General features: G+C 64.6%; 18 protein-coding genes. 6 read left to right on the forward strand and 12 right to left on the reverse strand.

Features of this window, described 5'->3' with window-relative positions; genetic code table 11:
- Positions 1-304 precede the first annotated feature (304 nt).
- From avs1c to G4D86_RS46895, 7 genes are all read right to left on the reverse strand, one after another.
- Positions 305-580, reverse strand: coding sequence for an AVAST type 1 anti-phage system protein Avs1c (avs1c, locus tag G4D86_RS46865; RefSeq protein ID WP_164002025.1), 276 nt, complete (start codon positions 578-580; stop codon positions 305-307).
- Positions 570-6,449, reverse strand: coding sequence for a serine protease family protein (locus G4D86_RS46870; RefSeq protein WP_164002027.1), 5,880 nt, complete (start codon positions 6,447-6,449; stop codon positions 570-572). The genes avs1c and G4D86_RS46870 overlap by 11 nt, the downstream gene beginning before the upstream one ends.
- Entirely contained in the window at positions 6,446-7,627 is a 1,182-nt protein-coding gene (gene avs1a, locus G4D86_RS46875; RefSeq protein ID WP_164002030.1) for an AVAST type 1 anti-phage system MBL fold metallo-hydrolase Avs1a, read from the reverse strand. The genes G4D86_RS46870 and avs1a overlap by 4 nt, the downstream gene beginning before the upstream one ends.
- Positions 7,628-7,922: 295 nt before the next feature.
- On the reverse strand, positions 7,923-8,948 hold the full coding sequence (locus G4D86_RS46880; protein ID WP_164002032.1) for a GvpL/GvpF family gas vesicle protein: 1,026 nt from the start codon (positions 8,946-8,948) through the stop codon (positions 7,923-7,925).
- A gap of 8 nt (positions 8,949-8,956) precedes the next feature.
- A complete protein-coding gene (locus G4D86_RS46885) occupies positions 8,957-9,367 on the reverse strand; it encodes a response regulator (protein WP_164002033.1) in 411 nt (136 codons plus the stop codon).
- Complete coding sequence (locus tag G4D86_RS46890; RefSeq protein ID WP_240360870.1) at positions 9,364-11,469, reverse strand: PAS domain-containing sensor histidine kinase; 2,106 nt, start codon at positions 11,467-11,469, stop codon at positions 9,364-9,366. The genes G4D86_RS46885 and G4D86_RS46890 overlap by 4 nt, the downstream gene beginning before the upstream one ends.
- Positions 11,470-11,473: 4 nt before the next feature.
- Positions 11,474-11,692 (reverse strand): hypothetical protein, encoded by a 219-nt coding sequence (locus G4D86_RS46895; RefSeq protein WP_164002035.1) that lies wholly within the window; start codon positions 11,690-11,692, stop codon positions 11,474-11,476.
- A 329-nt stretch (positions 11,693-12,021) separates the two neighbouring features.
- Here G4D86_RS46895 and G4D86_RS46900 point away from each other — a divergent pair, with 329 nt between their 5' ends.
- From G4D86_RS46900 to G4D86_RS46915, 4 genes are all read left to right on the forward strand, one after another.
- Positions 12,022-12,510 carry a hemerythrin domain-containing protein gene (locus G4D86_RS46900; RefSeq protein ID WP_164002037.1) on the forward strand — a complete coding sequence of 163 codons (489 nt, stop codon included), beginning with the start codon at positions 12,022-12,024 and terminating at the stop codon, positions 12,508-12,510.
- A 58-nt stretch (positions 12,511-12,568) separates the two neighbouring features.
- Positions 12,569-13,237: a DNA-3-methyladenine glycosylase family protein gene (locus tag G4D86_RS46905; protein WP_164002039.1), complete on the forward strand. Its 669-nt coding sequence runs from the start codon at positions 12,569-12,571 to the stop codon at positions 13,235-13,237.
- Positions 13,238-13,343: 106 nt separating this feature from the next.
- Positions 13,344-14,495: a zinc-dependent alcohol dehydrogenase gene (locus G4D86_RS46910; protein ID WP_164002041.1), complete on the forward strand. Its 1,152-nt coding sequence runs from the start codon at positions 13,344-13,346 to the stop codon at positions 14,493-14,495.
- Positions 14,496-14,524: 29 nt separating this feature from the next.
- Positions 14,525-14,917: a hypothetical protein gene (locus G4D86_RS46915; RefSeq protein WP_164002043.1), complete on the forward strand. Its 393-nt coding sequence runs from the start codon at positions 14,525-14,527 to the stop codon at positions 14,915-14,917.
- A gap of 64 nt (positions 14,918-14,981) precedes the next feature.
- Here G4D86_RS46915 and G4D86_RS46920 read toward each other — a convergent pair whose 3' ends face one another.
- The 4 genes from G4D86_RS46920 to G4D86_RS46935 all read right to left on the reverse strand — a co-directional run bounded on the left by G4D86_RS46920 (position 14,982) and on the right by G4D86_RS46935 (position 18,818).
- Positions 14,982-15,746 carry a hypothetical protein gene (locus G4D86_RS46920; protein ID WP_164002045.1) on the reverse strand — a complete coding sequence of 255 codons (765 nt, stop codon included), beginning with the start codon at positions 15,744-15,746 and terminating at the stop codon, positions 14,982-14,984.
- A 5-nt stretch (positions 15,747-15,751) separates the two neighbouring features.
- On the reverse strand, positions 15,752-16,531 hold the full coding sequence (locus tag G4D86_RS46925; protein ID WP_164002048.1) for a hypothetical protein: 780 nt from the start codon (positions 16,529-16,531) through the stop codon (positions 15,752-15,754).
- 93 nt (positions 16,532-16,624) lie between these two features.
- Entirely contained in the window at positions 16,625-17,410 is a 786-nt protein-coding gene (locus G4D86_RS46930) for a hypothetical protein (protein WP_164002050.1), read from the reverse strand.
- Between the two features lie 160 nt (positions 17,411-17,570).
- A complete protein-coding gene (locus G4D86_RS46935) occupies positions 17,571-18,818 on the reverse strand; it encodes an MFS transporter (RefSeq protein WP_164002052.1) in 1,248 nt (415 codons plus the stop codon).
- A 202-nt stretch (positions 18,819-19,020) separates the two neighbouring features.
- On the opposite strand from G4D86_RS46935, the gene G4D86_RS46940 reads away from it, so the two are divergent.
- Together G4D86_RS46940 and G4D86_RS46945 are read left to right on the forward strand one after the other, a co-directional pair.
- Positions 19,021-20,454, forward strand: a complete 1,434-nt coding sequence (locus G4D86_RS46940; RefSeq protein ID WP_164002053.1) for an APC family permease — start codon at positions 19,021-19,023, stop codon at positions 20,452-20,454.
- On the forward strand, positions 20,451-21,050 hold the full coding sequence (locus tag G4D86_RS46945; protein WP_164002055.1) for an SAM-dependent methyltransferase: 600 nt from the start codon (positions 20,451-20,453) through the stop codon (positions 21,048-21,050). Before G4D86_RS46940 ends, G4D86_RS46945 begins: the two co-directional genes overlap by 4 nt.
- Before the next feature lie 17 nt (positions 21,051-21,067).
- Here G4D86_RS46945 and G4D86_RS46950 read toward each other — a convergent pair whose 3' ends face one another.
- Complete coding sequence (locus G4D86_RS46950) at positions 21,068-22,360, reverse strand: pyridoxal phosphate-dependent aminotransferase (protein WP_164002057.1); 1,293 nt, start codon at positions 22,358-22,360, stop codon at positions 21,068-21,070.
- Between the last annotated feature and the right edge of the window lie 44 nt (positions 22,361-22,404).

Here is a 22,404-nt window from a genome sequence, read left to right on the forward strand (position 1 = left end):
CAGGGCTCGCTTCTTCTTCTGGTTCTTGCGCACACAAGGCCGAACGGAGCGGGTTCCTGCCGCTTCCCCGCTCGTCCTGCGCCTGCCTGCCCTCCGGGCCGATCGAGAATCACGCCCCGTCGTTTAGGCCTGGGGACTGGAATGGACTTGAGCTGGTCGGCCCTCGTCTGCCGTCAAGATGTCAAAGTGTAGAGCGCTCTTGATTGCCAGCGCGGCAGCGGCGGCCCGCGCGCGCCTCATGCTGTATCCCAATAGTGGAATGAGCGATCTCGTATTTGAAAATCGTAACGCAATTTGTTTGGAGCTATGGGCTCTCTTCGTCTGGCGAGGAGTCTTTCTGCATGAGTGGCATCGAAAAAGACATTTCTGCATGCATGTTGGCATTTAGGCGAGTCATCTCATCAATGCTTAGGAGGTCAATCCGGCCATTGGGGAGCATGCGCACTCTAAGCAGGCCATCCATGGAAATGTCCTGGTGGAAAAAAATCCTCCCTTGCTTCATTGATTCTGAATAAATGAACAGATTTCGCTCAAAGCTCGCCCTGGAGAATGGGCGCGATCTCATCGTTTCAATCTTCATGGGTGCCTCTCTGGTATCGGTAAGAAGTCTTCCTGGTCGGATCTACTATGAATGACAGTGAACGATTGATGAGCACTGCCCAAAACATGTCGAAGCCTGACATGTGAAGCCGTCCGCCCTTGTTCATCAGGAGCGCACATCCTCGTGCTAGAGCTGGCCCAACTCCCCATGGATCCCACAGGCGCCCGTCACGCCAGCAGACTCGTTCAAACGACTCACGTGAAAAGCCCGTCGCGGTGAGTAGCAATTGGCTCGGCTGAGAGGGTGTAATATCCCCGCCAATCATCGGCATTGCAGTGAATCTCACAACAGCGGGCTCGTTTATCGATGCCAAGATTCGTTTTGAGACCTGCACTTCACGCCAGCCGTGAACGGACATGGGCTCTACAACATTGGTGAAGTCGATATGGCCGTTGAAGAATGTTGACGTGGCGAGAAATGCATATGTCTCGAATTCAAACGATCGGCGTTTGCGCTCGTCGACCTTGAGTTCGAGACTGTGCAGCAATATTTTGTCGCCAACTTGAAAGCAGTTGTCGAGGTCTTCGCCACTCTCTAGGCGGGAGAGCAGTTGGTCTCCAATGGGCTGCCAGCTCACATTGAGATCACTGTCAGGCCAAAGAGGGTTCCACATTGCCTCCGAAATCAAGTGCCGCTTCGTGTTGGTGTCGTGCGCGCTGCCAACTGATCGAAAAACAGCCTCTCGCTCCCATGCGGTCGACCAGAAATCCTGGCGACAGCCGAACCCTTCGTGTCTAATCTGCGATAGTTTCGCCAAATCCTCTGGACTCTCTTCGCCGCATACTTCACTCAGCCAGTCTGACGCGAGCGCGCGAATTGGCTCTGTTCCCACTAACCTTAGGATCCTTTCCGTGTCTCCGTGCCAACTCCAACCACGACCGATATTGCGCGGCGGCTTTTGTTGATGTGTATTATCAGGAGGAGAAACATCTATAGGCGCCGTAGGAGAGGAATGTGCGTCTTTCAAAAGCTTGGAGATCGCGTCTGCCGCGTATCGCACGAGAAAGTTCGGATCGGCCTCCATGGTCGTGAGAGTTTTATCTGATAGTGTACCCCGGAGTCGTGCGGGGTTCGAAAGAGCCAAGCTGTGCAGCAGGCCGACAGCTAACTCACGTCCATGCCCACTTACGGTTCCTGCTATGCGCGATACTAGGTGGGAAGTGTCAAACCCATCTGAACTCTGTGCAAGCCAGTTTATCACATCGGCCACGCGAGACCGGAAATATTGGTTTGGATGGTCGAGTAGCGCGACTAGCAGGCCCTCGATCACACGATCCGGTGGAGGATTTGTTTGCCTCTCCATTTTTGTCAAACGGACTTCTTCGCTGATATCGGTCTGACTCGCCTCCGGCGCCAGCAAATACCGCAGATGTGTGACGACTAACTCTAGCACAGTGCGACGCGTCAGGTCTGGTAGTGCCGGAAGTCCAAGCACCATCAAAGTTTGAGCCATCAGCCAGTCTTCTGCATGTTCCTCTTCCAATATGACGGAACGCAGCGAACGCACAGCCTCCGCAACGTTGCCTGTCTTCTGAAAGAGGAAAGAGAGCGCCTCTCGTCCAGGGGCAGACCCATACCAAATTCCCCAGCCCGCGGACTGGGCCGAAGCCAATCCTTCCACGAGGGCTTTCCTCGCGGACACCATATCCTGCTTTGCAGCGCGTTCCTTTGCATGTGCAACGTTTCTGTGAAGTGCATTGAGGCCCGCTTTGCGTCCAAATGTCCCAGGCAAGTAAAGTTCCGAGGAGTCTTCACCCGAATTGTTGCCGGAGTCGGTTGGTTCTTCGATATTTGAGAGATCCGCAGCACGGTTCTCCGCTCGTAAGGTCTCATCGTCGGGCGTCCATGCCGAGAATAGCCTTAGCGCCTCCGCATCCTTCAGCACCTTGTCCGCTTGCCCGTGCGCGTCATGCTTCCGAAGCGCGTCAGCAAAGAGGGCACGTTTCTTAGGTGTAAAATCGGCGCGCAAGACTCGAAGAAGCCGTTTCCCAATTTCGTGGCTGTGGCTTTTGGAACTCAGCAGTTCACAAGTAGTCGATGCAAATTCATTGAAATAGCGCTCGTCCCCAGGAAGAAAAAGCTCGACGATGGACCAACGCTTGAGCGCCGATGCGCCTACCAGGCCTTTCAGTAACTGGAGGGCCCCTGCTTGCTCATCGATTTCTAGGACTCCAAAACGATTTCCAAAGAAGCTGTCAAAACGATCTGTCGAGCACCGTAGCAATCGTGCTTTCTGTGTGCGTACTGTTGGCAAAACATAGTGTAGGTAGAGCGCTAGTGCTTCATTGGTGAGTCCCGTAGATGCAAGATGCCCGACTAGACGTTGTTTCTCGTAGCGCACGAATCGCTGGAACGTAAGTTCACCGGATGCGTGTTCGAGCAACTCAACCGCACTGCCCCAATTGTCCTTTGTCACTGCTGCGTCGCCCACGGATTCGATGGCATCTAGCAGAAGGCTGAATTGATCTTCCTTGTACCAGTTCGGCCCGAGCGACGATTTTATCGCGCAGTCGAATGCTTCGGCGGCTATTTCTTTGCCGCCGAGTTTGGCAGCGTCTGAGGCGCAGTTCAGCAAGCCCGCGATTCGCTCAAGGCGATTGAATACATGTCTCTTGACGTGATTAAGCGTCTGCCGGTACGCATCGAGGCTTGCCTCGCGCAGAGATGGCGAGCGACCAAACTCACTGGCAACCCTCGCTAGTACAGAACGGAAGCCTTCCGTATAGACGCCGAGTTGGTCTTCTGAGGCGAGAGGTAGGATGGCGACAAAAGCCTCGGCCGACTCGGGCTCGAAAGATGAAATCAACTCGGCTGTTCGACCAAGGATTTCTGGGAGTATTGATTCAGGTAAGTGATAGGAGTCATCCCAGTCGGCGCGCGATGAGAGAGAGAATCTGATGAGCGGCAGAAGGTTATTCGTAATTTCGCTCAAAAGATTGCCTGTGGAGGATGTTCCGTCGAACTTCTGACGGAAGCGCCGTCCACTGGTTAGTCCAAGCCACTCGACAGAATTTATGAACCGTTGCTCCCAAGGATGTCGTGTGTTTCTGGAGATGCGTTTGAGCAAGGTTTCGTCGCCAGAAAATCCCGACGCCGATGCCAAGAAATAGAGCTCGTCCAAGCCAGAAAGATTAGGATCAACGCCGTTGTTTGTCCGGATGGATAGTTCATGGTTCTGAAGCCTCCATTTGTGCGCGAGTTGAGCAACCAAGTCCGGTGCGCGCGCGTGTCTAAGCAATGTCTCAGAGACGACTCGCTCGGCTCCTTCAAGAATGCCATGGGTGCGACAGGTGCGTTCAATCTCCGCGACTGCGTCTGCAGTATTGAAGAATTCGACGCCTAGTCCAGGCTCCGTAGGCTTGCTGGCGCGTGGTTTAAGATCACCATGCTGTAGGCGAAGTTGCTCAGTGCGCCTGAGGATAAACGCCAGCCCAGTTGCATAACGCGCTGGGTTCTTGGTGCGTTGAGTTGACGAGCTCGAGAACCAACCAGTGTCCCATAACAAGAGGCATGCAGGAATCGAGCCCATGTCGGTCTTGAACAATTCAGTACTTGAGTCGTCGCCGCTCTTGCTAATGCTTGTTTCAAGTGTTCTGTATAGGTATTTAAGTTCGCTGAAGGCATTTTCACGGTCAAATGGGGCCGTTAGCGTGCACGCATCTATGTGTGCTTCTAAGGTCTCAAAAGTGGCTGTGCCAGCTTCATATGATGCGAAGCACCAACTGCGAAACACCCTGTAAAGCTCCAATGCAGAAGAGTTCTCTCCATGGATGAGGAGCTCCCGCATAAAGTGGACTGCTTCACTGGCTGAGCACAGAAGTTGCTGATCTCTGATGATGAAGCCTAGTGCAGACGTCGCGCTGCGGAGGTGGAGCGCAACAAGACCGAGTTCTGCGGAAAATGCCGCAAACACTGAGTTGTAGCGAAACCGAATCCGAGATCGAAGAAGGAGCAGCCGAACGACATCAATAAAGGAGCCTTCCTGAAGATTTAGATCGAGTAGGGCTTCAATGTCGGCAAGAAGAAAAGCTGGCGCCACGCAAAACGAAGCAGCTCGGTCAAGCCACTCTTGCGTGCTGAGCGCAGTTGCACTCCTGCGAAGTCCTTGTGACGCGTTTAGGTGATGAAATATGAGATTTGCGCATGCGTAGATCGAGTCTTCCGAGCTTAGGCAGTATTGGGCAAAATGGCCATGTATTGAAGCGTCGAGTGTCTTTGTCTGGCGGAGAATGAAATCGCGAAAGGATGCATGGTAGATACGCAGTCCATCGTCGCCCTGTCTTAGCAAATGCTGCACCGCGGAGAAGGCATTTGCAAAGCCTGGGCGCACATGCTCGGGTAGCATCAATACTAGTTCAGAAGAGGCTACCGCGCCGCGAAGACGTGCAATTGAGGATAAGAGCCAGATTGCCACGTCGTTCGTTCCGATTCGAGGCCAGAGATGCTCGTAGTACTGAGTTACGTTGTATCCTGTAGCCGTCCAAATGTCTGGCGCGGAATTCCCCGAATCGAGAGCTGATTTCACTTCCCCGATGAGATACGACAAGACGAGAGGATTTCCATCCGAGGCTTCAGCTATCCTTACGGTGTGCGAATGAGAAATTCGGTGACCAAGGCGACGACTAATGAGCGCTTCGCAATCGTAAAAAGTGAGCGGTAATACAGGAACTTCAGCGGCAAGGTGGAGGTCGGGGAATAGCGCTCGGAATGAGTTGAGGCTCGATGCCGTAAGGACGACTGCGAGTCCTTCCCGAGGAGTGGACGGCAGTGCTCGAAGGAACGATGTTGCCGTAGTGGCCGCGGTTCCTGGTTCTGAAGCGTCGATTATGAGGATGCCAATTCGATTGCGGTTGCGGCAGTATGCTGCAAGACTTTCGAAGTTGTGCGCGATTGTTTCGATGCATTGCTGCAGGGAATGTTCAGGCCGAACTGCGGCAGAGTTCCCAGAGACAAGTGCTGCTTCCTGGGCAAGCCAATTCGCAAAGGTGATCGCCTGCCGATAGTGTTCCGGAGGAAGAGCTGTGCTGTGATCGCTCGTGCTGACGAAGTAGCGCCCAACAACCAGAGCACGTTTGTCGGATGGCTGGAATCCTGCAGCAATCAGTGTTTTTCCTGAGCCTGGATTTCCAGATAAAAATATATATCCACGTTGATTGGCGTGAACTGCGTCCTCGAGAAACTGGAACGTTCTGCTATTGGGTTGCGTTTCCTTGATTTCATTGAGAAGGGCTCTTGGGACGCGGTCAAGGTTGCGGAGGGACTCGTATTCGACTCCCGCAGCATCGAGATATGGTCTTAGTCGGAGAAGTGAAACTGCGCCAAGTGCTCCGTCCAGCTGGCGAAGCATGATGGCTTGAACGTAATTGCCGTTGACGACAGGCGCGCCAGAAAATCCTTTGTAAGTGCTGAATGCCTTGAAGTCGTCACAGCTAACTTCTACATCCCAAGTAGCGTCGCCATCGACAATGGAGCGAGAGATCGCTCCTTGAATTCGTGCACCATTCTGCGCCCTCGAACCTGGGAATCCGAAGCTCTCCCAATGCAACCCACGCGGAAGGTGGGCCGCCCTGAGGGGCAAAACGTAGTCTGTGGCAACTGGTTGAGACAACTGAAGCAGAATAATGTCTTCAGTGATAGGGGGCTGTATTTCGGCGAGCGTGGCGTGAATAGGCCCGAAGCTGTCGCCGAACCGAAGCGTAATTCCGACTGACGGGTCAATAATATGCGACGTGACGGAGTGTCGTGTGGCTATTGCCAGATCTGTTCTAATGAAAAATGCGGAGGCCTGTTCTGTGCCGCATGTGAGTAGGGCAACACAGTGTTCGAGACGCTCTCCGGTGGGATTCATAGCTTACCTTGAAAAGTCAAAACGACTGGCTCGGTTCCGCTTGCGACATGAACGATTTGTCCATATCGTTTTTTTATTTCTGGATCTTGGATAGCCTTCGATTCGGGCGTCTCATGGTTGAATACAAGAGACGATCCTTTAGGTTGGCTTGCAGCAATCCATAACAATGTCTCCATGTCGGGATGATTGTGCTTTTTCCCGTCGGTTGAGATGAGGAACGTTTTCGACTGGAGTCTTGTGAGGAGAGTTGGAGAGGTACTCCTCTTGCTGCCATGGTGAGATATTTTAACTAGGTCGAAGATTGGCGCTGCGGGGCTCGGATGGAGCAACTGCAATTGATCGGCGATGGTTGAGGGAAATGCATCGCCGAGAAATAGTGCGCGAAGTCCAGCGAATTCGAGCAGGAGCGCGATTGAACTCCCATTTGTGATCGAGCGGTCTTCGCGGAATGACGCAGGATCCGGAGGTGTCCGTAGACTGGACGAAGAGATGCTTGTCGGCTCATCTGCATCGTCATCTATTTCTTTGAGAAGAGCAGCTTCAAAGGCAGATTCAAAGTCTGCAGAGTCTACCGCCTCATGCGACACACCCAGCATCAAGAGTTCGCGACGCCAGTGCCGCGCTAAGGATTGAAGATGGCTTTGAAGCGGTGAGAGAATGGTAGCGTGGATGTCTGGACCGAGGCTTACTCGCAGGATTCCTGATTCAGGCGCGAGGATTGCCGAACCACCGAACAGCCTGTTCCAAGAGTACCCATGTCTCCGAAGTAGAGCAGCCAACGTGCTTCCGTGCCGTGCGCTAATGTTCCCATCTGCGCTTCGGGTTGTCACGCTGAGTTGGGAAATGACTCGATTTGTCTCTTCTACTGTGGGCGGACGGCCGGTCAACGGTAGGTGGCGATAGCTGTTATGCCAGACGTCGTCAATTTGAATGATTTGTGGTGCGTGGGCGGCACCGTTCTCAGCAAGAAGAGCTATCGCTCCTTCAATGTGATCGGAGTCGACGTGTGTGACAATCAGTGTTGATAGATGTTGTCCCGAATTTTTTAGGTCCAACAGGCGTGATCTGATGTGTTGGCGATAGGTTTCTGTTGTTCCTGAGTCGATAAGGATGTTGGTGGTCTGGTCGGCGGAAACGCAACGGACTAAGAAAGCGTCTCCATATGAGGCTGGAAACATCTCAACTTGAAGAAACGGGGCGGTAGGGGGCACGGTAGCGATGTTAGCTTGTGGTCTTGAAGAACTCTATTGGCTGTCCAGTCTAGGTGGAGCAATGGAAAGACTGATGCCAAGTGGAGTCTAGTGCGTGTGTGCCCCTGTGACCGTGACGCGTGGGACGGCGCTTTCAGGAGGCACTCGCAGTGTGTGCATGTGTCCTCGAGCCGCACGACACGATGATGGTCGCGAGAGGCAGTTCGTACTTTTCACCGCAGTAGTGTGGCCAGGGGCAGGCGTAAACCTGCGGCGGCCCGCTTCAGGCCGCCGCGTCGGGCTCCGGCTCCAGCCCCAGGCACAGGTCCACGAAGCAGTAGGGCGCCCAGGGCCCGGTGAAGCGGAACGCGTAGGTGTCCCAGCGCGCCGCCAGCGACTTCACCCGGGACTCGAAGGACTCCACCCAGTCGCGCCCCACCAGGAAGGCGGCGTTGAGGAGCATCCGGTCTCCCACCGGGGCCAGGTTGCGCGACGCGAAGGACAGCGGCCGCAGGCCCTCCAGCAGCGCGGCCATGTCGCGTCCGACGCGGTCCTCGATGGCGGCGCTGATGCGCTGCTCGTGCTCGGCCTCGGGTTCGTCCTCGCGGCGGCCCAGCGTGGCGTCTTCCAGCTCCAGCCGCCGCGCCAGGTGCTCACGGTGGTAGATGACCTTGAGCCCCAGCTCGACCTTGTCCTCCATCGCGGTGAGCGTGTCGGACAGCGCGTCGTGCGCGGTGCGCAGCAGCGCCCGCACCTGCGCCTCCGAGCGCAGCACCGTGCCGAAGGCCACCGGCAGCAGCGTGTGCTCGCGCAGCACGGCCTCGGTGACGCGCTGGTGCATGAGCAGGTGCGCCCGCGTGGGGTCCACCACCAGCGCCGGGGAGATGGACACCAGCGCCGCCAGGTCCCCCTCGCGCACCGCGTGCACGTCGGCCGGCGGCGCGCCCAGGCCGATGAGCCCGAAGTTCAGGTCGCCCACCGCGCGCACCACGCCGTAGAGGTAGCGCGGGCCGTCCTCCAGCTCCACCGGGGCCGTGCGGCTCGGGCCTACGTTCACCTCGGGCCGCGTGGCCGCGCGCGGGCCCACGGGCTCCGGGGTGCCACCCTCCGCCCAGGCTTCCGGAGGAAGCGGCGCGCCCTCCGAGGAGGTCGTCACGATGACCGTCGCGGGCTCCGCCTCGGTCTTCACCCGAGCGGGGCGCTTCGCCGCCCGGGCCTTCTTCGGCGCTGGCGCGGAAGTCTTCGCCCCACCCGAGGCACCGGGTGCCTTGGGGCTGGAGCCTTTTCGCGTCCGTGACGTCCGGGGCATCGCGCGTCTCACCCTGGTCGGGCGCCTCCACGCGTGGCCAGCACCCGGCGGACCTCGTCCACCAGCGCATCCGGCAGGCACGGCTTGGTGACGAAGGAGTCGCAGCCCGCGCCCTTCGCCTCGTCCGACTGGCCCGTCATCGCATGGCCGGTGAGGGCCACCACGGGGATGGTGCGCGTGCGGTCATCGTTCTTCAGCCGCCGCGTCGCCTCCCATCCGTCGATGATGGGCAGCGACAGGTCCATCAGGATGATGTCCGGCCGCAGCTCGAAGGCCTTGTCCAACGCCTCCTGCCCGTTCTTCGCCTCGGCCACGCGGAAGCCTGAGAACTCCAGGTACTCGGCGTACATCTCCCTCGCGTCCTGGTAGTCGTCGACGACCAGCACGAGCGGCTTCGTTGTCGGAGAGGGATTGGTCATGCGCGCCTCGCGCGTCGTGGAAAGTGCAGGGTGAACGTCGAGCCCTGGCCCGGGACGCTCTGGAGGGTGACGCGCCCTCCGAGCATGGTGGCCAGTCGACGGCAGATGGACAGCCCCAGGCCCGTGCCTCCATAGGCCCGCGTTGGCGAACTGTCTACCTGCTGGAAGTCCTCGAAGATCTTTTCCTGGTACGCCGGGTCGATGCCAATCCCCGTGTCCTGCACGGAGATGGCGAGCGTCGACGTCGCCGTGACGTACTCGGCCAGCACCGTCACCGAGCCCTCATGGGTGAACTTCAGCGCGTTGGACAGGAGGTTGAGGACGATCTGCTTCACCTTCTGCCTGTCACTGTGGACCGGAGGCAGGCGCGCGCCCAGCTCCGTGCTCACCGCCAGCTTGCTGCGGGCGATGATGGGGTCCAGCTCCGCCACGACTTCCTGGAGCAGCTCCGGAATCCCGAAGTCCGACAGGTGCAGCGGCATCCGCCCCGCCTCGATGCGGGTGATGTCGAGAATCTCGTTGATGACCTCCAGCAGGTGGCGCCCGTTCGAGTCGATGCGCGTGAGGTTGCGCTTCTGCGGCGGTGACAGCTCTCCCGACACGCCCTGCAGCAGCATGTTGGTGTAGCCGAGGATGGCGTTGAGCGGCGTGCGGAACTCGTGCGACATGTTGGCCAGGAACTGCGACTTGGCCGCGCTCGCCTGCTCCAGCTGAATCGCCTGCCGGCGCAGCTTCTCGTTCTGCTCGGCCAGCTCCGCGGTGGCCACCTGCACCCGCGCCTCCAGCTGGCTGGACACTTCCTTCACCCGCTCCAGCAGGCGCGCCTTCTCCAGCGCCTCGGTGCGGTCATGGAACAGCGTGACGATGCCCGTCAGCTCGCCGTGGTCCCCGAGCACCTTGCTCGCCACCGCCTCCACGGGAATGGTGGCGCCGGTGGCCGGGTCCGCCAGGCTGAGCTGACCGCGCCAGCGCGGGGCCGCGCCGCCATCCACCAGGTTGGCGAGGAACGAGGAGAAGGTCGCGACGTTGGAGCGCACGCGGCGCTGCGCGGCCTTGCCCCCGTCCAGGGGCAGGGCGAAGAGCTTCTCCGCCGGGCCGTTCAGCATCACCGTGCCGCCGGACGGGTCCGACAGGATGATGGGGTCCGCCACCGAGTCCAGCACCCGGTCCAACCGGTGGCGCTCGCTGCGCGCCTCGCGCTCGGTGGCCCGCAGGCGGCGGTAGCTCTCGCCCAGCGCCTGCGTGGCGCGGCCCAGGTCCGTCACGTTGCGCAGCACGCTCACCATGACTTCATGGCCGTCGGGCGCGTGCACGGGCGTGCTGATGAGCTCGAAGAGCAGGTCCATGCCCTCCGCCGGGTCCACCAGCGGCACCTCGCGCCGGCGCGTGCCGGAGGCCCCGCCGCTGGCGCCGCTGGCCAGCGCGGTGGAGAACACCCGCCGGTTGAGCTCCACCGCGCGGCGGCGTCCCTCGCTCGCGTCGGTGCCGGCCACCAGCAGCGCCTCCGCGCGCGCGTTGGCGATGCGCGGCCGCCCATCCAAATCGGTCAGCAGCACCGGGTCCGCCACCGCGTCGATGATGCGGCGGAGCAGCCCGTCACCCGCGTCCAGGCGCCGTCCGGCGGGCAGCAGGCGCGTCAGCGTGGGCCCCATGTGCGCGGCCACCCAGGCCACCTCGGGCGGCAGCGCGGTCCCGCTCGCCGGAATCAGCAGCAGCCCCACCGCGGGGACTCCGGCGCGGCCGAGCGGCACCGCGAAGCAATTCCCCAGCGCCGGCAGGGGCGCGCGCGCGGCCGGGAAGTAGCGCGGGGCCGCGTGGGCGAGCACCTCCGCCAGCGGGTGGCCGCCTCCGTCGGGCTCCCACTCCAGCGCGTCGCACTGCGCCTCGGAGAGTCCCCGCGCCGCGAGGCACATCAGCCGGTCCCCGGTCTCCTCGCGCACCAGGCATGCGGCCACGCCTGCCTGGGTGTGGCGCACGAGCCACTCCACCACGGCCTCCGCGCAGGGCCGGGCCGCGTCGCACGCGAGCAGCGACTCCGCCAGGGCGAGGCGCGCCTCGGCGTCGGGCACGTGGGAGGTGGGCAGCGGAACGGGCGAGGGCAACGCGTCAGGCTCCAGGGGAAGGGACCCGGGGAGCCACTCCCCGGGCGGGGGTGTCGTCGATGCGGACATCCATGAATGTCACCACGATGCGCGTGGCGCTCCAGGATGCTTCGGCCCGGCCCGACGCCGCGCGGGCGTTCGCATCCCAGCGCAGACCCCGGTCCAGCATCCGGTCCAGGACGTCGACGAGGCTGGTGCTTCCGGGCGTTCGTTCCACGGGCATCCGTGTGACTCCTGGGCTCGCGGTGCGAGGTGGGCTCTGCCCCACGTCCCTCTTGTAGCGCGGGGGCGCGCGTCACCCCACAAACGCTTCCCGGCCGACGTGACTTGCCAACATCCGAAGGTAGCCACTGTCCGTTCGTGCACACCTCAAAGGCCCTGAAGCTGGGCATGCAGGCAGGCAGGCATTCGAGGCCGATGCGCGGGGTTATCGCACACGCGGCTCATTCCTACCTTGGGCCGAGGAAACGAACGGCGAGGAGCGCTCCCCAACTCGCAGCCGATACGGGCCCCCATGCAGCCTTCAACAACTTGCACCTGGAGCTGGAGACCATGAACGCACTCGACCTTCTGAAGCAGCAGCACGATGAAGTGAAGAAGCTCTTCAAGAAGTACGAGAAGCTGGCCGACCACGCCGACGAGAAGCGGCAGGAGTTGTTCGAAGCCATCGCCGACCGGCTCGGCGCGCACGCCGCCATCGAGGAGCAGTACTTCTATCCGGCGGCCAAGGCCGAGGACACCGAGGACCTGCTGCGCGAGGCCGTCGAGGAGCACCTCTCCGTCAAGCGCATCATCGCGGACCTGCTGGAGATGGAGCCCTCCGACGAGGAGTTCGACGCGAAGATGCAGGTGCTCCAGGAGCAGATTGAACACCACGTGGAGGAGGAGGAGACCGACCTCTTCAAGAAGGTCCGCAAGCTCCTCTCCAAGGAGCAGCTGGAGGACCTGGGCCTGCAGATGCAACAGGAGTTCGAGGAGCTGATGGAGGGCGAGCCCCGCGAGCAGGTGCCCTCCGAGACGGACCAGGCCGCGCAGATTTAGTCCGCCGCCAGCAGGAAACGGGTTGCACGGGGCGGCTGGCGCGGCAGCATGCTTCTTCATGCCGCGTCCCGCTCCCGCCCCGCGCCTTCCTGATGACTACACGCCCGCGGTCCGCCGCGCCCTGGTGCGGGCGGACCCCGTGCTGGGCTCGCTGATGAAGCGGGTGGGCCCCTTCCGCATGGAGCTCAGCCCGCTGCACAGCCCCTTCGTCGCGCTGGCGCGCTCCATCGTCTACCAGCAGCTCCACGGCCGCGCGGCCGCCTCCATCTTCGCGCGGGTGGGTGAGCGCGTGGGCCAGGGCCGGCGCTTCACGCCCCAGGCGCTGATGGACGTGCCCGACGAGGAGCTGCGCGCTGCAGGGCTGTCCGCCAACAAGCTGGCCGCGATGCGAGACCTGGCCCGCAAGTCGCTGGACGGCACGGTGCCGCCGCTGGCGCGGGTGAAGCGCATGGACGACGCGGCGCTCATCGAGCACTTCACCCAGGTGCGCGGCATCGGCCAGTGGACGGTGGAGATGCTGCTCATCTTCCGGCTCGGCCGGCCGGACGTGCTGCCCGTGGACGACTATGGCGTGCGCAAGGGCTTCATGCTCGCGTACGGCCTGCCGGAGATGCCCCGCCCCAAGGAGCTGCTGGCGCACGGTGAGCGCTGGCGCCCGTGGCGCACGGTGGCGAGCTGGTACCTGTGGCGCGCGACGGAGCTGCCGCCGGAGTCCTTCAAGGGCTGACGCGCAACGCGGCCTGCCAGGCGGCCAGGCGGCGGCTGCGGATGCTCCGCGCCTTGCCGCCTGCGGTGCGCATCCTCACCCGTACAGGACGGAGGAGCACCGCTCGATGCGCGCACTGACCTACCAGGGACCCTACCGGGTCAAAGTGGAGAACAAGCCGGACCCCCGCTTGGAGCACCCGCAGGACGTCATCCTGAAGGTGACTCGCGCGGCCATCTGTGGCTCGGACCTGCACCTGTTGCACGGGCTCGTCCCGGACACGCGGGTGGGCTGCACCTTCGGCCACGAATTCACCGGCGAGGTGGTGGAGACGGGCCGCGAGGTGTCGCAGCTCAAGAAGGGCGACCGGGTGGTGGTGCCCTTCAACATCTCCTGTGGCACCTGCTTCTACTGCCAGCGCGGCCTCACCGGGAACTGCGAGAACAGCAACCCGGCCAGCGACGTGGCCAGCGGCGTGTTCGGCTACTCGCACACGACGGGCGGCTTCGACGGCGGGCAGGCCGAGTACGTGCGCGTGCCCTTCGCGGACGTGGGGCCCATGAAGATTCCGGACGACATGGACGACGAGTCCGTGCTGTTCCTCAGCGACATCTTCCCCACCGGCTACCAGGGCGCGGAGATGGGCGAAATCAAGGGCGGCGAGACGGTGGTGGTGTTCGGCGCCGGCCCGGTGGGCCTGTTCGCCATGAAGTCCGCGTGGCTGATGGGCGCGGGCCGCGTGATTGCGGTGGACCACGTGCCGGAGCGCCTGGCCTTCGCCGCGCACTTCGCGAAGGTGGAGACGGTGAACTTCAAGGAGGTGGACGACATCGTCCTCTACCTCAAGGACATGTTCGAGGGCCGAGGCCCGGACGTCTGCATCGACGCGGTAGGCATGGAGGCGGAGGGCTCGAGGACGCACCGCGTGCTGGGCCTGGGACTGAAGATGGAGGCGGGCGCGCCCACGGTGCTCACCTGGTGCATCAACGCCGTGCGCAAGGGCGGCAACGTCTCCATCGTCGGCGTGTACGGCCCGCCGTGGAACTTCATCCCCATTGGCACCGCGATGAACAAGGGCCTCACGCTGCGGATGAACCAGTGCAACGTGCGCCGCTACATGCCGCACCTGCTGGAGCACATCCGCAGCGGCCGCGTGGATGCGAAGGCCATCATCTCCCACCGCTTCTCGCTGGAGCAGGCGCCGGAGGCCTACCACCTGTTCGCGCAGAAGCGCGACGGGTGCATCAAGTGCGTCCTCGCGCCCCACGGACACGCATGACGACGACAACGAAGAGGAGGAGGCGAGCCATGCCCGAGAGACCCATTCCCGGCGCCGCCGCGGACCTGGAGCCGTCCAGCCGCCCCGGCGTCCCCATGGAGACGGCCGTGCAGCCGCTGGCCGGCGCGCGTGTGCCCATTACCCCGCAGCACTCCGCGGTGCCCGTGTACAAGCACGCGGGGCGCAAGCAGATGCCGCCGGTGTACGGCACCGCGCAGCCTCCCAAGGGCCTGAGCGGCGTGATGCGCAAGGCCGCCTACGGCTACCCCGACCATTGGGCGCGACACTGGATGATGCTGCTGCTCGCTGACCGGGTGGACGTCTGGGAGCACCGCTTGCGGAGGTCCCTTCCATGGGGGCTTCCCGCTGTTGCGGCGCTCGTCGTCGGCGGCGTGACGTGGCGCCGGCTGTCGCGGGCCTGAGCCCTTGAAGAGACTCCGGCCGGAAGGCGTGAGGAAGTGCCTTCCGGCCGGCGATGTCACCCGGCTACTCGCCGTAGGTGAGCACTTCCACGAACCGGACGAAGCGCCGGTCGCTGCTCACCGCCGCCACGACGTAGCCCTGCATGTAGCCGCTGTGGTAGCTGCCGGACCACCCGGCGATGTAGAGCCGGCTGCTGTTCCGGTAGATCTGGTAGATGTACGCCAGCGCGCCCTCCACCTCGTCCACGGTGGCCTGGGTGGAGTAGTACGGGTAGCTGAGCGTCGCGACGAGCTCCTGCGTGGTGATGGGCGTGAAGTAGCTCACCGCCTTGTAGCCGCCGGCGTTGGCGTTGAAGGTCTCCACCAGCGTCACCTGATTGGCCACGCCCTGGCCGTTGGGGATGTAGCCCTCGCGGATGACGGAGGCGTAGGCGAGGCTGCCGGTGGCGCCGTACAGCTCGGCGGGCGTCCCTGCCACGGGGTAGCTGCCCAGCGGCGCGGCGACGGTGGCGGTGTCGTTCAGCTCGTACGTGTCGCTGAGGTACTTCTTCGCCGAAGCGTTGACGCCGGTGAGGAAGGTGGTGCTGCCCAGCTTCGCGCCCAGGTGCGCGCGCTCGGCGGCGTCGACCTGGTTGTCGTCATTGATGAGCAGGTCCACCGCGCCCTGCATCTCCACGCGGGTGACGGTGGTGCCGCCCGGACTGGAGGCGCCACGAGCGGTGGCAATCTTCGCGTCGAACGCGGGAATGGTGGTGGCGCTGCCAGCGAGGGCCGCGGGCGAGGCCAGGAGGACGAGGCCGGAGAGGAGCGACTTGAGAGAGCTGTTCATGTGAGTCACTCCGCCCACGAGGTGAGGTTGACCATCCGCACGAAGCGCCGGTCGCTGCTGACCGCCGCCACGATGCGGCCCGCGGACTCGCCGGGGCCACCGCTGCTGCCCCAGCTGTGCCAGTAGGCGACGTAGAGGCGGCTGCTGTTGCGCGAGATGTCGGTGATGAAGGCCAGCGCGCCGTCCACCTCGTCGGCCGTGGGCGTGCCTCCCTCGACGCCCTGCTTGAGCATGAGGGTCAGCTCGCGCAGGGAGATGGGCTCGAAATAGACCGGGTCGTCATACCCGTCGTTGAAGTACGTGTCGTACGTCGCGGTGAGCGTCACCTGGTTGGCCACGCCCTGGCCGCTGGGGATGGCGCCCTCGCGGATGACGGAGGTGCTCGCCAGCGGGCCGCTCGCGCCGTACAGCTGCGCGGCGGGCGTCGTCACGGCGGTGGAGGCCAGCGGCGCCGGGGTGCTGGCGCCGTCCTCCAGCTCGTAGAAGTCCTGCAGGTACTTCTTCGCGGGGCCGGTGATGCCGGTGAGGAAGGTGCTGCTGGACAGCTTCGTGCCCAGGTACTGGTGCTCGGCGGTGTCCACCGTCGAGTCATCGGAGCGGAAGGCCTCGAGCGCGGAAATCATCTCCGCGCGCAGGACGCTGGTGCCGCCCGGGCTGGTGGACGCGCGGGCCGAGGTGATTCGCGCCTCGAAGGTGGGGACCGACGTGCTGGTGCCGGCCAGGGCCGCTGGAGACACCAGTAGCGTGACGCCCGCGAGGAGCGCCTTGAGGGGGGTGTTGCGCATGGATGAGCCTGCCTTGGGTGAAGGCCCGCCCCATGAAAAGGGGCGGACCAGGAACTGCGCTGGATTCTCGTAAAATGCGAACGGAGGTTGCGTCTACTCGACCCAGGTGATGACCTTCACTACGCGTACGAATCGCCGGTCGGTGCTCACCGCGGCGATGACGTAGCCGCCCACGTCGCCCTGGCAGCCGCGGAAGCAGGCCCAGCTGGCCTGGTAGAGGCGGTGGCTGTTGTGGGAAATCTGCGTGATGAAGGCGGCCGCGCCGTTCACCTCGTCCTGAGAGGGCGTCTCGTAGTCGAAGCCGGCCGACCCCGAGAGCGTCGTGATGAGCTCGGACTCGGTGATGGGGTAGAAGCTGCTGTTGGGGGCGCCGTACCCGAACTCCTGGGTGGACTTGAGCGTCTCGAGCAGCGTGAGCTGGTTGGCCACGCCCTGGCCGTAGGGGATGAAGCCCTCCAGGATGGTGGAGGCGTCCGCCAGCGGGCCGCCCGCGCCGTACAGGTCCTCGGGCGAGTCCTGCAGCCAGTACAGGGACAGCGGCGCCGGGGTGGTGGCCGCGTCGTTCAGCTCGTAGAAGTCGGTGAGGAACTTCTTCGCCGTCTCCTCGACGCCGGTGAGGAAGGCGGCGTTGCCCACCTTCGTGCCCAGGTACGTGCGCTCGGCGGCGTCCACCACGCCGTCATCGAAGTCGATGAAGGTGTGGAGCGCGCCGGACATCTCGTCGCGGGTGACGGTGGTGCCGCCCGGGCTGGAGGCGCCACGGGCGGTGGCAATCTTCGCGTCGAAGGCGGGGATGGTGGTGGTGCTGTTGGCGAGGGCCAGGGGCGCGGCCAGCAGGACGGCACCGCTCAGGAGCGACTTCAAGGACGAGGAGGACATGCGGTGGGCCTCGCGTGGGCCGGGGGGCCCACGGGTTGGAGTGTGCAGCGGCCCCTCAGCTAACACGCACGCCTGACATGCCTCACGCGACATTCCTGTATCGCGCATGTTTCAATACTTATTGTAATCGCAAGGCTTCTGTTGCCGGGTTGCCCGTGGCTCAGGTGGGGACGCTGGCCGTGGGGGCCATGCGCCGCTGGCGCCGCATGGGCAGGAGCAGGGCGAGGAAGGCCACGGACAGGACGATGCCGAGCATGAAGACGCGCGGATAGCCCAGGCCCAGCCCCAGCTTCGGGTCCGCGAGCCACGTCGCGAGCGGGCCGGCGGGAGCCTTGCCCCACACCTCCAGGCTGGCCAGCAGCGTGTAGTGCGTGGCGCCGATGCGGCGGTCCACGCGCGACATCATGAAGGCGAACATCACCGTGGTGAGGGCGCCGCCGAAGAACTCCTCCGCCAGGGTGACGCCGATGACGCCGGCATCGCTGACGCCGGCCGTCGCGAGCAGCCACCGGCCCACCAGCGGCACCACGCGCAGCGTGGCGGTGAGGGCCACCGCGCCGAGCAGCGGCATGCGCGAGGCCAGCACCCCTCCCGCCACGGAGCCGAGGATGGAGGCCACGGTGCCCCACGTGCCCACCCACAGGAGGATGCGCGCGGCGGGAATGCCGGCGTCCACGAGGAAGGGCTTGTAGAGCACGTCCGACATGCTCTCGCCCAGCTTGTACGTGCCGACGAAGAGCAGCAGCCAGCCGGTGCCGGGCAGCAGCAGCGCCTGCTTGAGCCGTCCGAAGACCTCGTCCCAATTCACGCGCGTGGCGGCGCCCTCGCGCGGCGCGGGCTCGCGCGCGAAGAGCATCACGACGAAGGCGGCCAGGCACAGCGCCGCCATGGCGAGCAGCAGGCCCGGCCAGCCGATGCGGTTGCCCGTCCAGGCGATGACGCCGCCTCCGGCGAACATCATCCCGAACTTGTAGCCCACCACCTGCGCGGTGTTGCCCAGCCCCAGCTCGTCCGGCCGCAGCGTGTCCACCGCGAAGCCGTCCACCGCGATGTCCTGAGTGGCGGCGAAGAGGTTCATCAGCAGGACGAGCCCGAACAGCAGCGGCATGGCCTCGCGCGAGGCCGCGAAGGCCGCCAGGGCACAGCTCGCCGCCAGCCCCAGCTGCATGGGGAGAATCCAGGAGCGGCGCCGCCCCACGCGCGCCGAGCCATACCGGTCTACCAGGGGCGCCCACAGCGCCTTGAGCGCCCACGGCAGCGACAGCGCGCTGGCGAAGCCGATGGTCGTCAGCGCCACGCCCTGCGTGCGCAGGTAGACGGGCAGCGCGGTCGACTGGAAGCCGAAGGGCATGCCCTGAACCAGGTAGAGCATGCTCAGCAGCATCAGCCGGGATGACGGAAGTCTCATGGCCGGCGCAGCATAGGGCTTCGCGCGGAGACGGGTGCAGGAGTCGGCGCCCGCCCGTCCGCCCGTGGTGCCCCCTCCACGAGGGCGCGGCGGAGCCCCATGGTGCATGGGCGCGGGCCGGGTGACCGGAAGTCGCATGTCTCGCCGGGCCCGGACCCCGGGCGCAGCTTGTTGCGTGCGGCGGACGGTCCGGAGCGACTCCATGCGGGAGCAGCAGGCAGTGGCGAAGAGCCGGCGAGCACCGGCGTCCGGGGAGGGCCCGGCGGCTCCCTCGCCCTCGCTGCGCATCGTCGACACGGTGGCGCTCACCGTCGGCATCGTCCTGGGGGCCGGCATCTTCAAGGCCCCGTCCCTGGTGGCGGCGCAGACGGGCAGCGGCGGGGTCATGCTGATGGCGTGGTTGCTGGGCGGCGCCGCCTCGCTGGTGGGGGCGCTCTGCTACGCGGAGCTCGCCAGCGCCTGGCCGCACGCGGGCGGGGAGTACCACTACCTCCACCGCGCGCTCGGACGCGGGCCCGCCTTCCTCTTCGCGTGGGCGCGGCTGACGGTGATTCCTACAGGCTCCATCGCGCTGCTGGCCTTCGTCTTCGGGGACTATGCCTCGCAGCTCCTCCCGCTGGGGCCGTACTCGTCCGCCGTGTACGCGGCGGCGGTGGTGGTGGGGCTGACGGCGGTGAACATCGCCGGGCTGCGGCAGGGCACGCGCACGCAGAACCTGCTCACCGTCCTGGAGGTGCTGGGCGTGGTGGCCATCATCCTCGCGGGGCTGCTGCTCGCCCCGGCGGCCCCCGCGGCGACGGCGCCCGTGGCACCTCCGGCGACGTCGTGGGGACTGGCCATGGTCTTCGTACTGCTCACGTATGGCGGGTGGAACGAGGTGGCCTACCTGTCCGCGGAGGTGCGGGGCTCGCGGCGCAGCCTCGCGTGGGCACTGCTGGCGAGCCTGGGCCTGGTGACGGCGCTCTACCTGCTGGTCAACGTGGCGTACCTGCGCGGCCTGGGGCACGCGGGGATGGCGGGCTCGGAGGCGGTGGCCGCGGGCCTGATGGCGCGGGCGCTGGGCACCGGGGGCGTGGTCGCCATCAGCGTGCTCATCGCCATCTCCGTGCTCACCTCCGCCAATGCCACGGTGCTCACCGGCGCGCGCACCGACTACGCCTTCGGGCGCGACAGCGTGCTCTTCAACGGGCTGGGGAAGTGGCAGGCGCGGGCCAATACACCCTCGCGCGCGCTGCTCGTGCAGGGGGCCATCACGCTGGCGCTGGTGGGGCTGGGCGCGGTGACGCGGCAGGGCTTCCAGACGATGGTGGAGTACACGGCGCCCGTCTTCTGGCTCTTCTTCCTGCTGACGGGCGTGTCGCTGCTGGTGCTGCGCGTGCGCGAGCCGGACACCCCGCGCCCCTTCCGCGTGCCGCTGTACCCGCTCACGCCGCTCGTCTTCGTCGGCCTGTGTGCGTACGTCCTCTACTCCAGCATCGCGTACACCGGGCCCGGTGCACTGGCGGGGCTCGCCGTACTGGGCACCGGTGGCGTGTTGCTCGCCGTGGAGGTGGCCCGGACTCGCCGCACACCGCGTGGCAGCCCGCGCCGCGCGCGGCTCTTCCCCAGACTGCCCAGACCGAAGGAAATCACATGAAGCGCTCCATCCTCATGCTGTCGCTCGTGGTGGGGGCCACGGCCTTCGCGCAGGACGTTGGCGTCCATCAGTCCGTCCAGGTGCCGGAGCCGTCGGAGACGCCCATGCTGCAGGCCCCGGAGGTGCCCTTCGTCCCCACGCCGGAGCCCGCGGTGGAGGGGATGCTGAAGCTGGCGGGGGTGAAGCCGGGTGACGTCGTCTACGACCTGGGCAGCGGGGACGGGCGCATCGTCATCTCCGCGGTGAAGAACCACGGAGCGACGCGGGCGGTGGGCGTGGACATCAACCCGGAGCGCATCGCCGAGGCGAACGAGAACGCGCGCCGCGCGGGCGTGGAAGACCAGGTGGAGTTCCGCCAGGGCGACTTGTTCGACGCGGACATCGGGGACGCCACCGTGGTGACGCTGTACCTGCTGCCCTCCGTCAACGAGCGCCTCAAGCCGAAGCTCCTGTCCGAGCTGAAGCCGGGGACTCGCATCGTGTCCCACGGCTTCGACATGGGGGACTGGAAGCCGGACAAGGAGGTGCAGGAGGGCGGCCGCACGCTGTACCTGTGGACCATCCCCGAGCGCGGGGGCGGGCGCTCGGCGCGGTGAGGCCGCGCCGGGGTCTGCTAGGGCTTCGGCGGCGCGGAGTGGGGCGCGTGCGTGTAGTGCAGCACCATGGCCTCCAACCGCGTGAGCGCCTTGTCCAGCGTCTCCAGCGAGGGGCCGAAGGACAGGCGCACGTAGTTGCGGAAGCGCGAGGGCCGCCGCGCGCGGCGCTTGCCGGGATTCACGTCGAAGAACTCGCCGGGCACGGTGATGATCTTCTGCTCCAGCGCCGCCCGGAAGAAGCCCATGCCGTCGTTGAGCGGCGGGGGCAGGCCGGACACGTTGCCCCAGACGTAGAACGTCCCATCCGGCGCCCGGTCCGTGCGGATGCCCAGCCGCTCCAGCCGCGAGTGGAACATGTCGCGCTTCTCGCGGAACACCTTGTGGATGGCCAGTGTCTCCGCCACCACCTGGTCCTCCTGGAGCAGCGGAATGGCCGCGCGCTGCAGCGGACGGCTGCCGCCTCCGTCGAGGAAGCTGCCCGCGCTGGACACCGCCTCGATGACCTGCCGCGGCCCCAGCGTCCACGTCATGCGCCAGCCCGGGTAGCGCCAGTTCTTGGTGAAGCCGTCGAAGATGACGATGGGGTCTTTGTTCACGTCCTCGACGTAGCGCGCGGCGCTCTCCACCGGCAGGTGCCCGGGGCGACCCGTCCAGATGTAGTGCGAGTAGAACTCGTCGATGAGCAGAGAGCACTCCTGCTCGCGCGCGACGCCCACCCAGCGCGCCAGCTCGTCACCCTGCACCAGCTTGCCGGTGGGGTTGCACGGGTTGGAGAAGAGCAGGGCGGACAGGCCGCGGCCCTGCACCTCGCGCCGCAAGTCGTCGGAGGTGAAGGCGTAGCCGCGGTCACCCTCGAGGAGGATGGGGATGGCGGTGAACGCCTTGAAGACGTCCAGCAGCTCCTCGTAGGCGGTGTAGTCGGGCAGGAAGTGGCCCAGGTTGACCGAGCCCAGGCTCGCCGCCGCGCGGGTGAGGGCCGCGCGCCCTCCGCCGGACAGACACACGTTCTCCGCGCTGTACTGACTGGGGAGGCCCTTGCGGTAGAGCTTGTTGTAGAGGCTCGCGATGACCTCGCGCACCTCCCACAGCCCCGCGACGGGCGCGTACTCCATGTCCGCCACGTCGATGTTGACGGAGCCCAGCCGGGGCGGAGCGCCGGGCAGTTCCCCCGTCTCCGGCTGACCCTGGCCGAGGTTGCACCACTCGGGGTCGCTGGAACGGTAGCCGCGGCGGCTCGCCTCGGCGGTGACGTAGATGACGCCCGTGCGGGGCACGGAGCGGAAGGCCGGAATCGTGACGTCGTCGCTCACGGCGGCACACCCTAGCGGAAGTCGAGCGCCCGCGCGCTGCCGCC

Origin of the sequence: Pyxidicoccus caerfyrddinensis (assembly GCF_010894405.1) — a bacterium.
Classification (GTDB): domain Bacteria; phylum Myxococcota; class Myxococcia; order Myxococcales; family Myxococcaceae; genus Myxococcus; species Myxococcus caerfyrddinensis.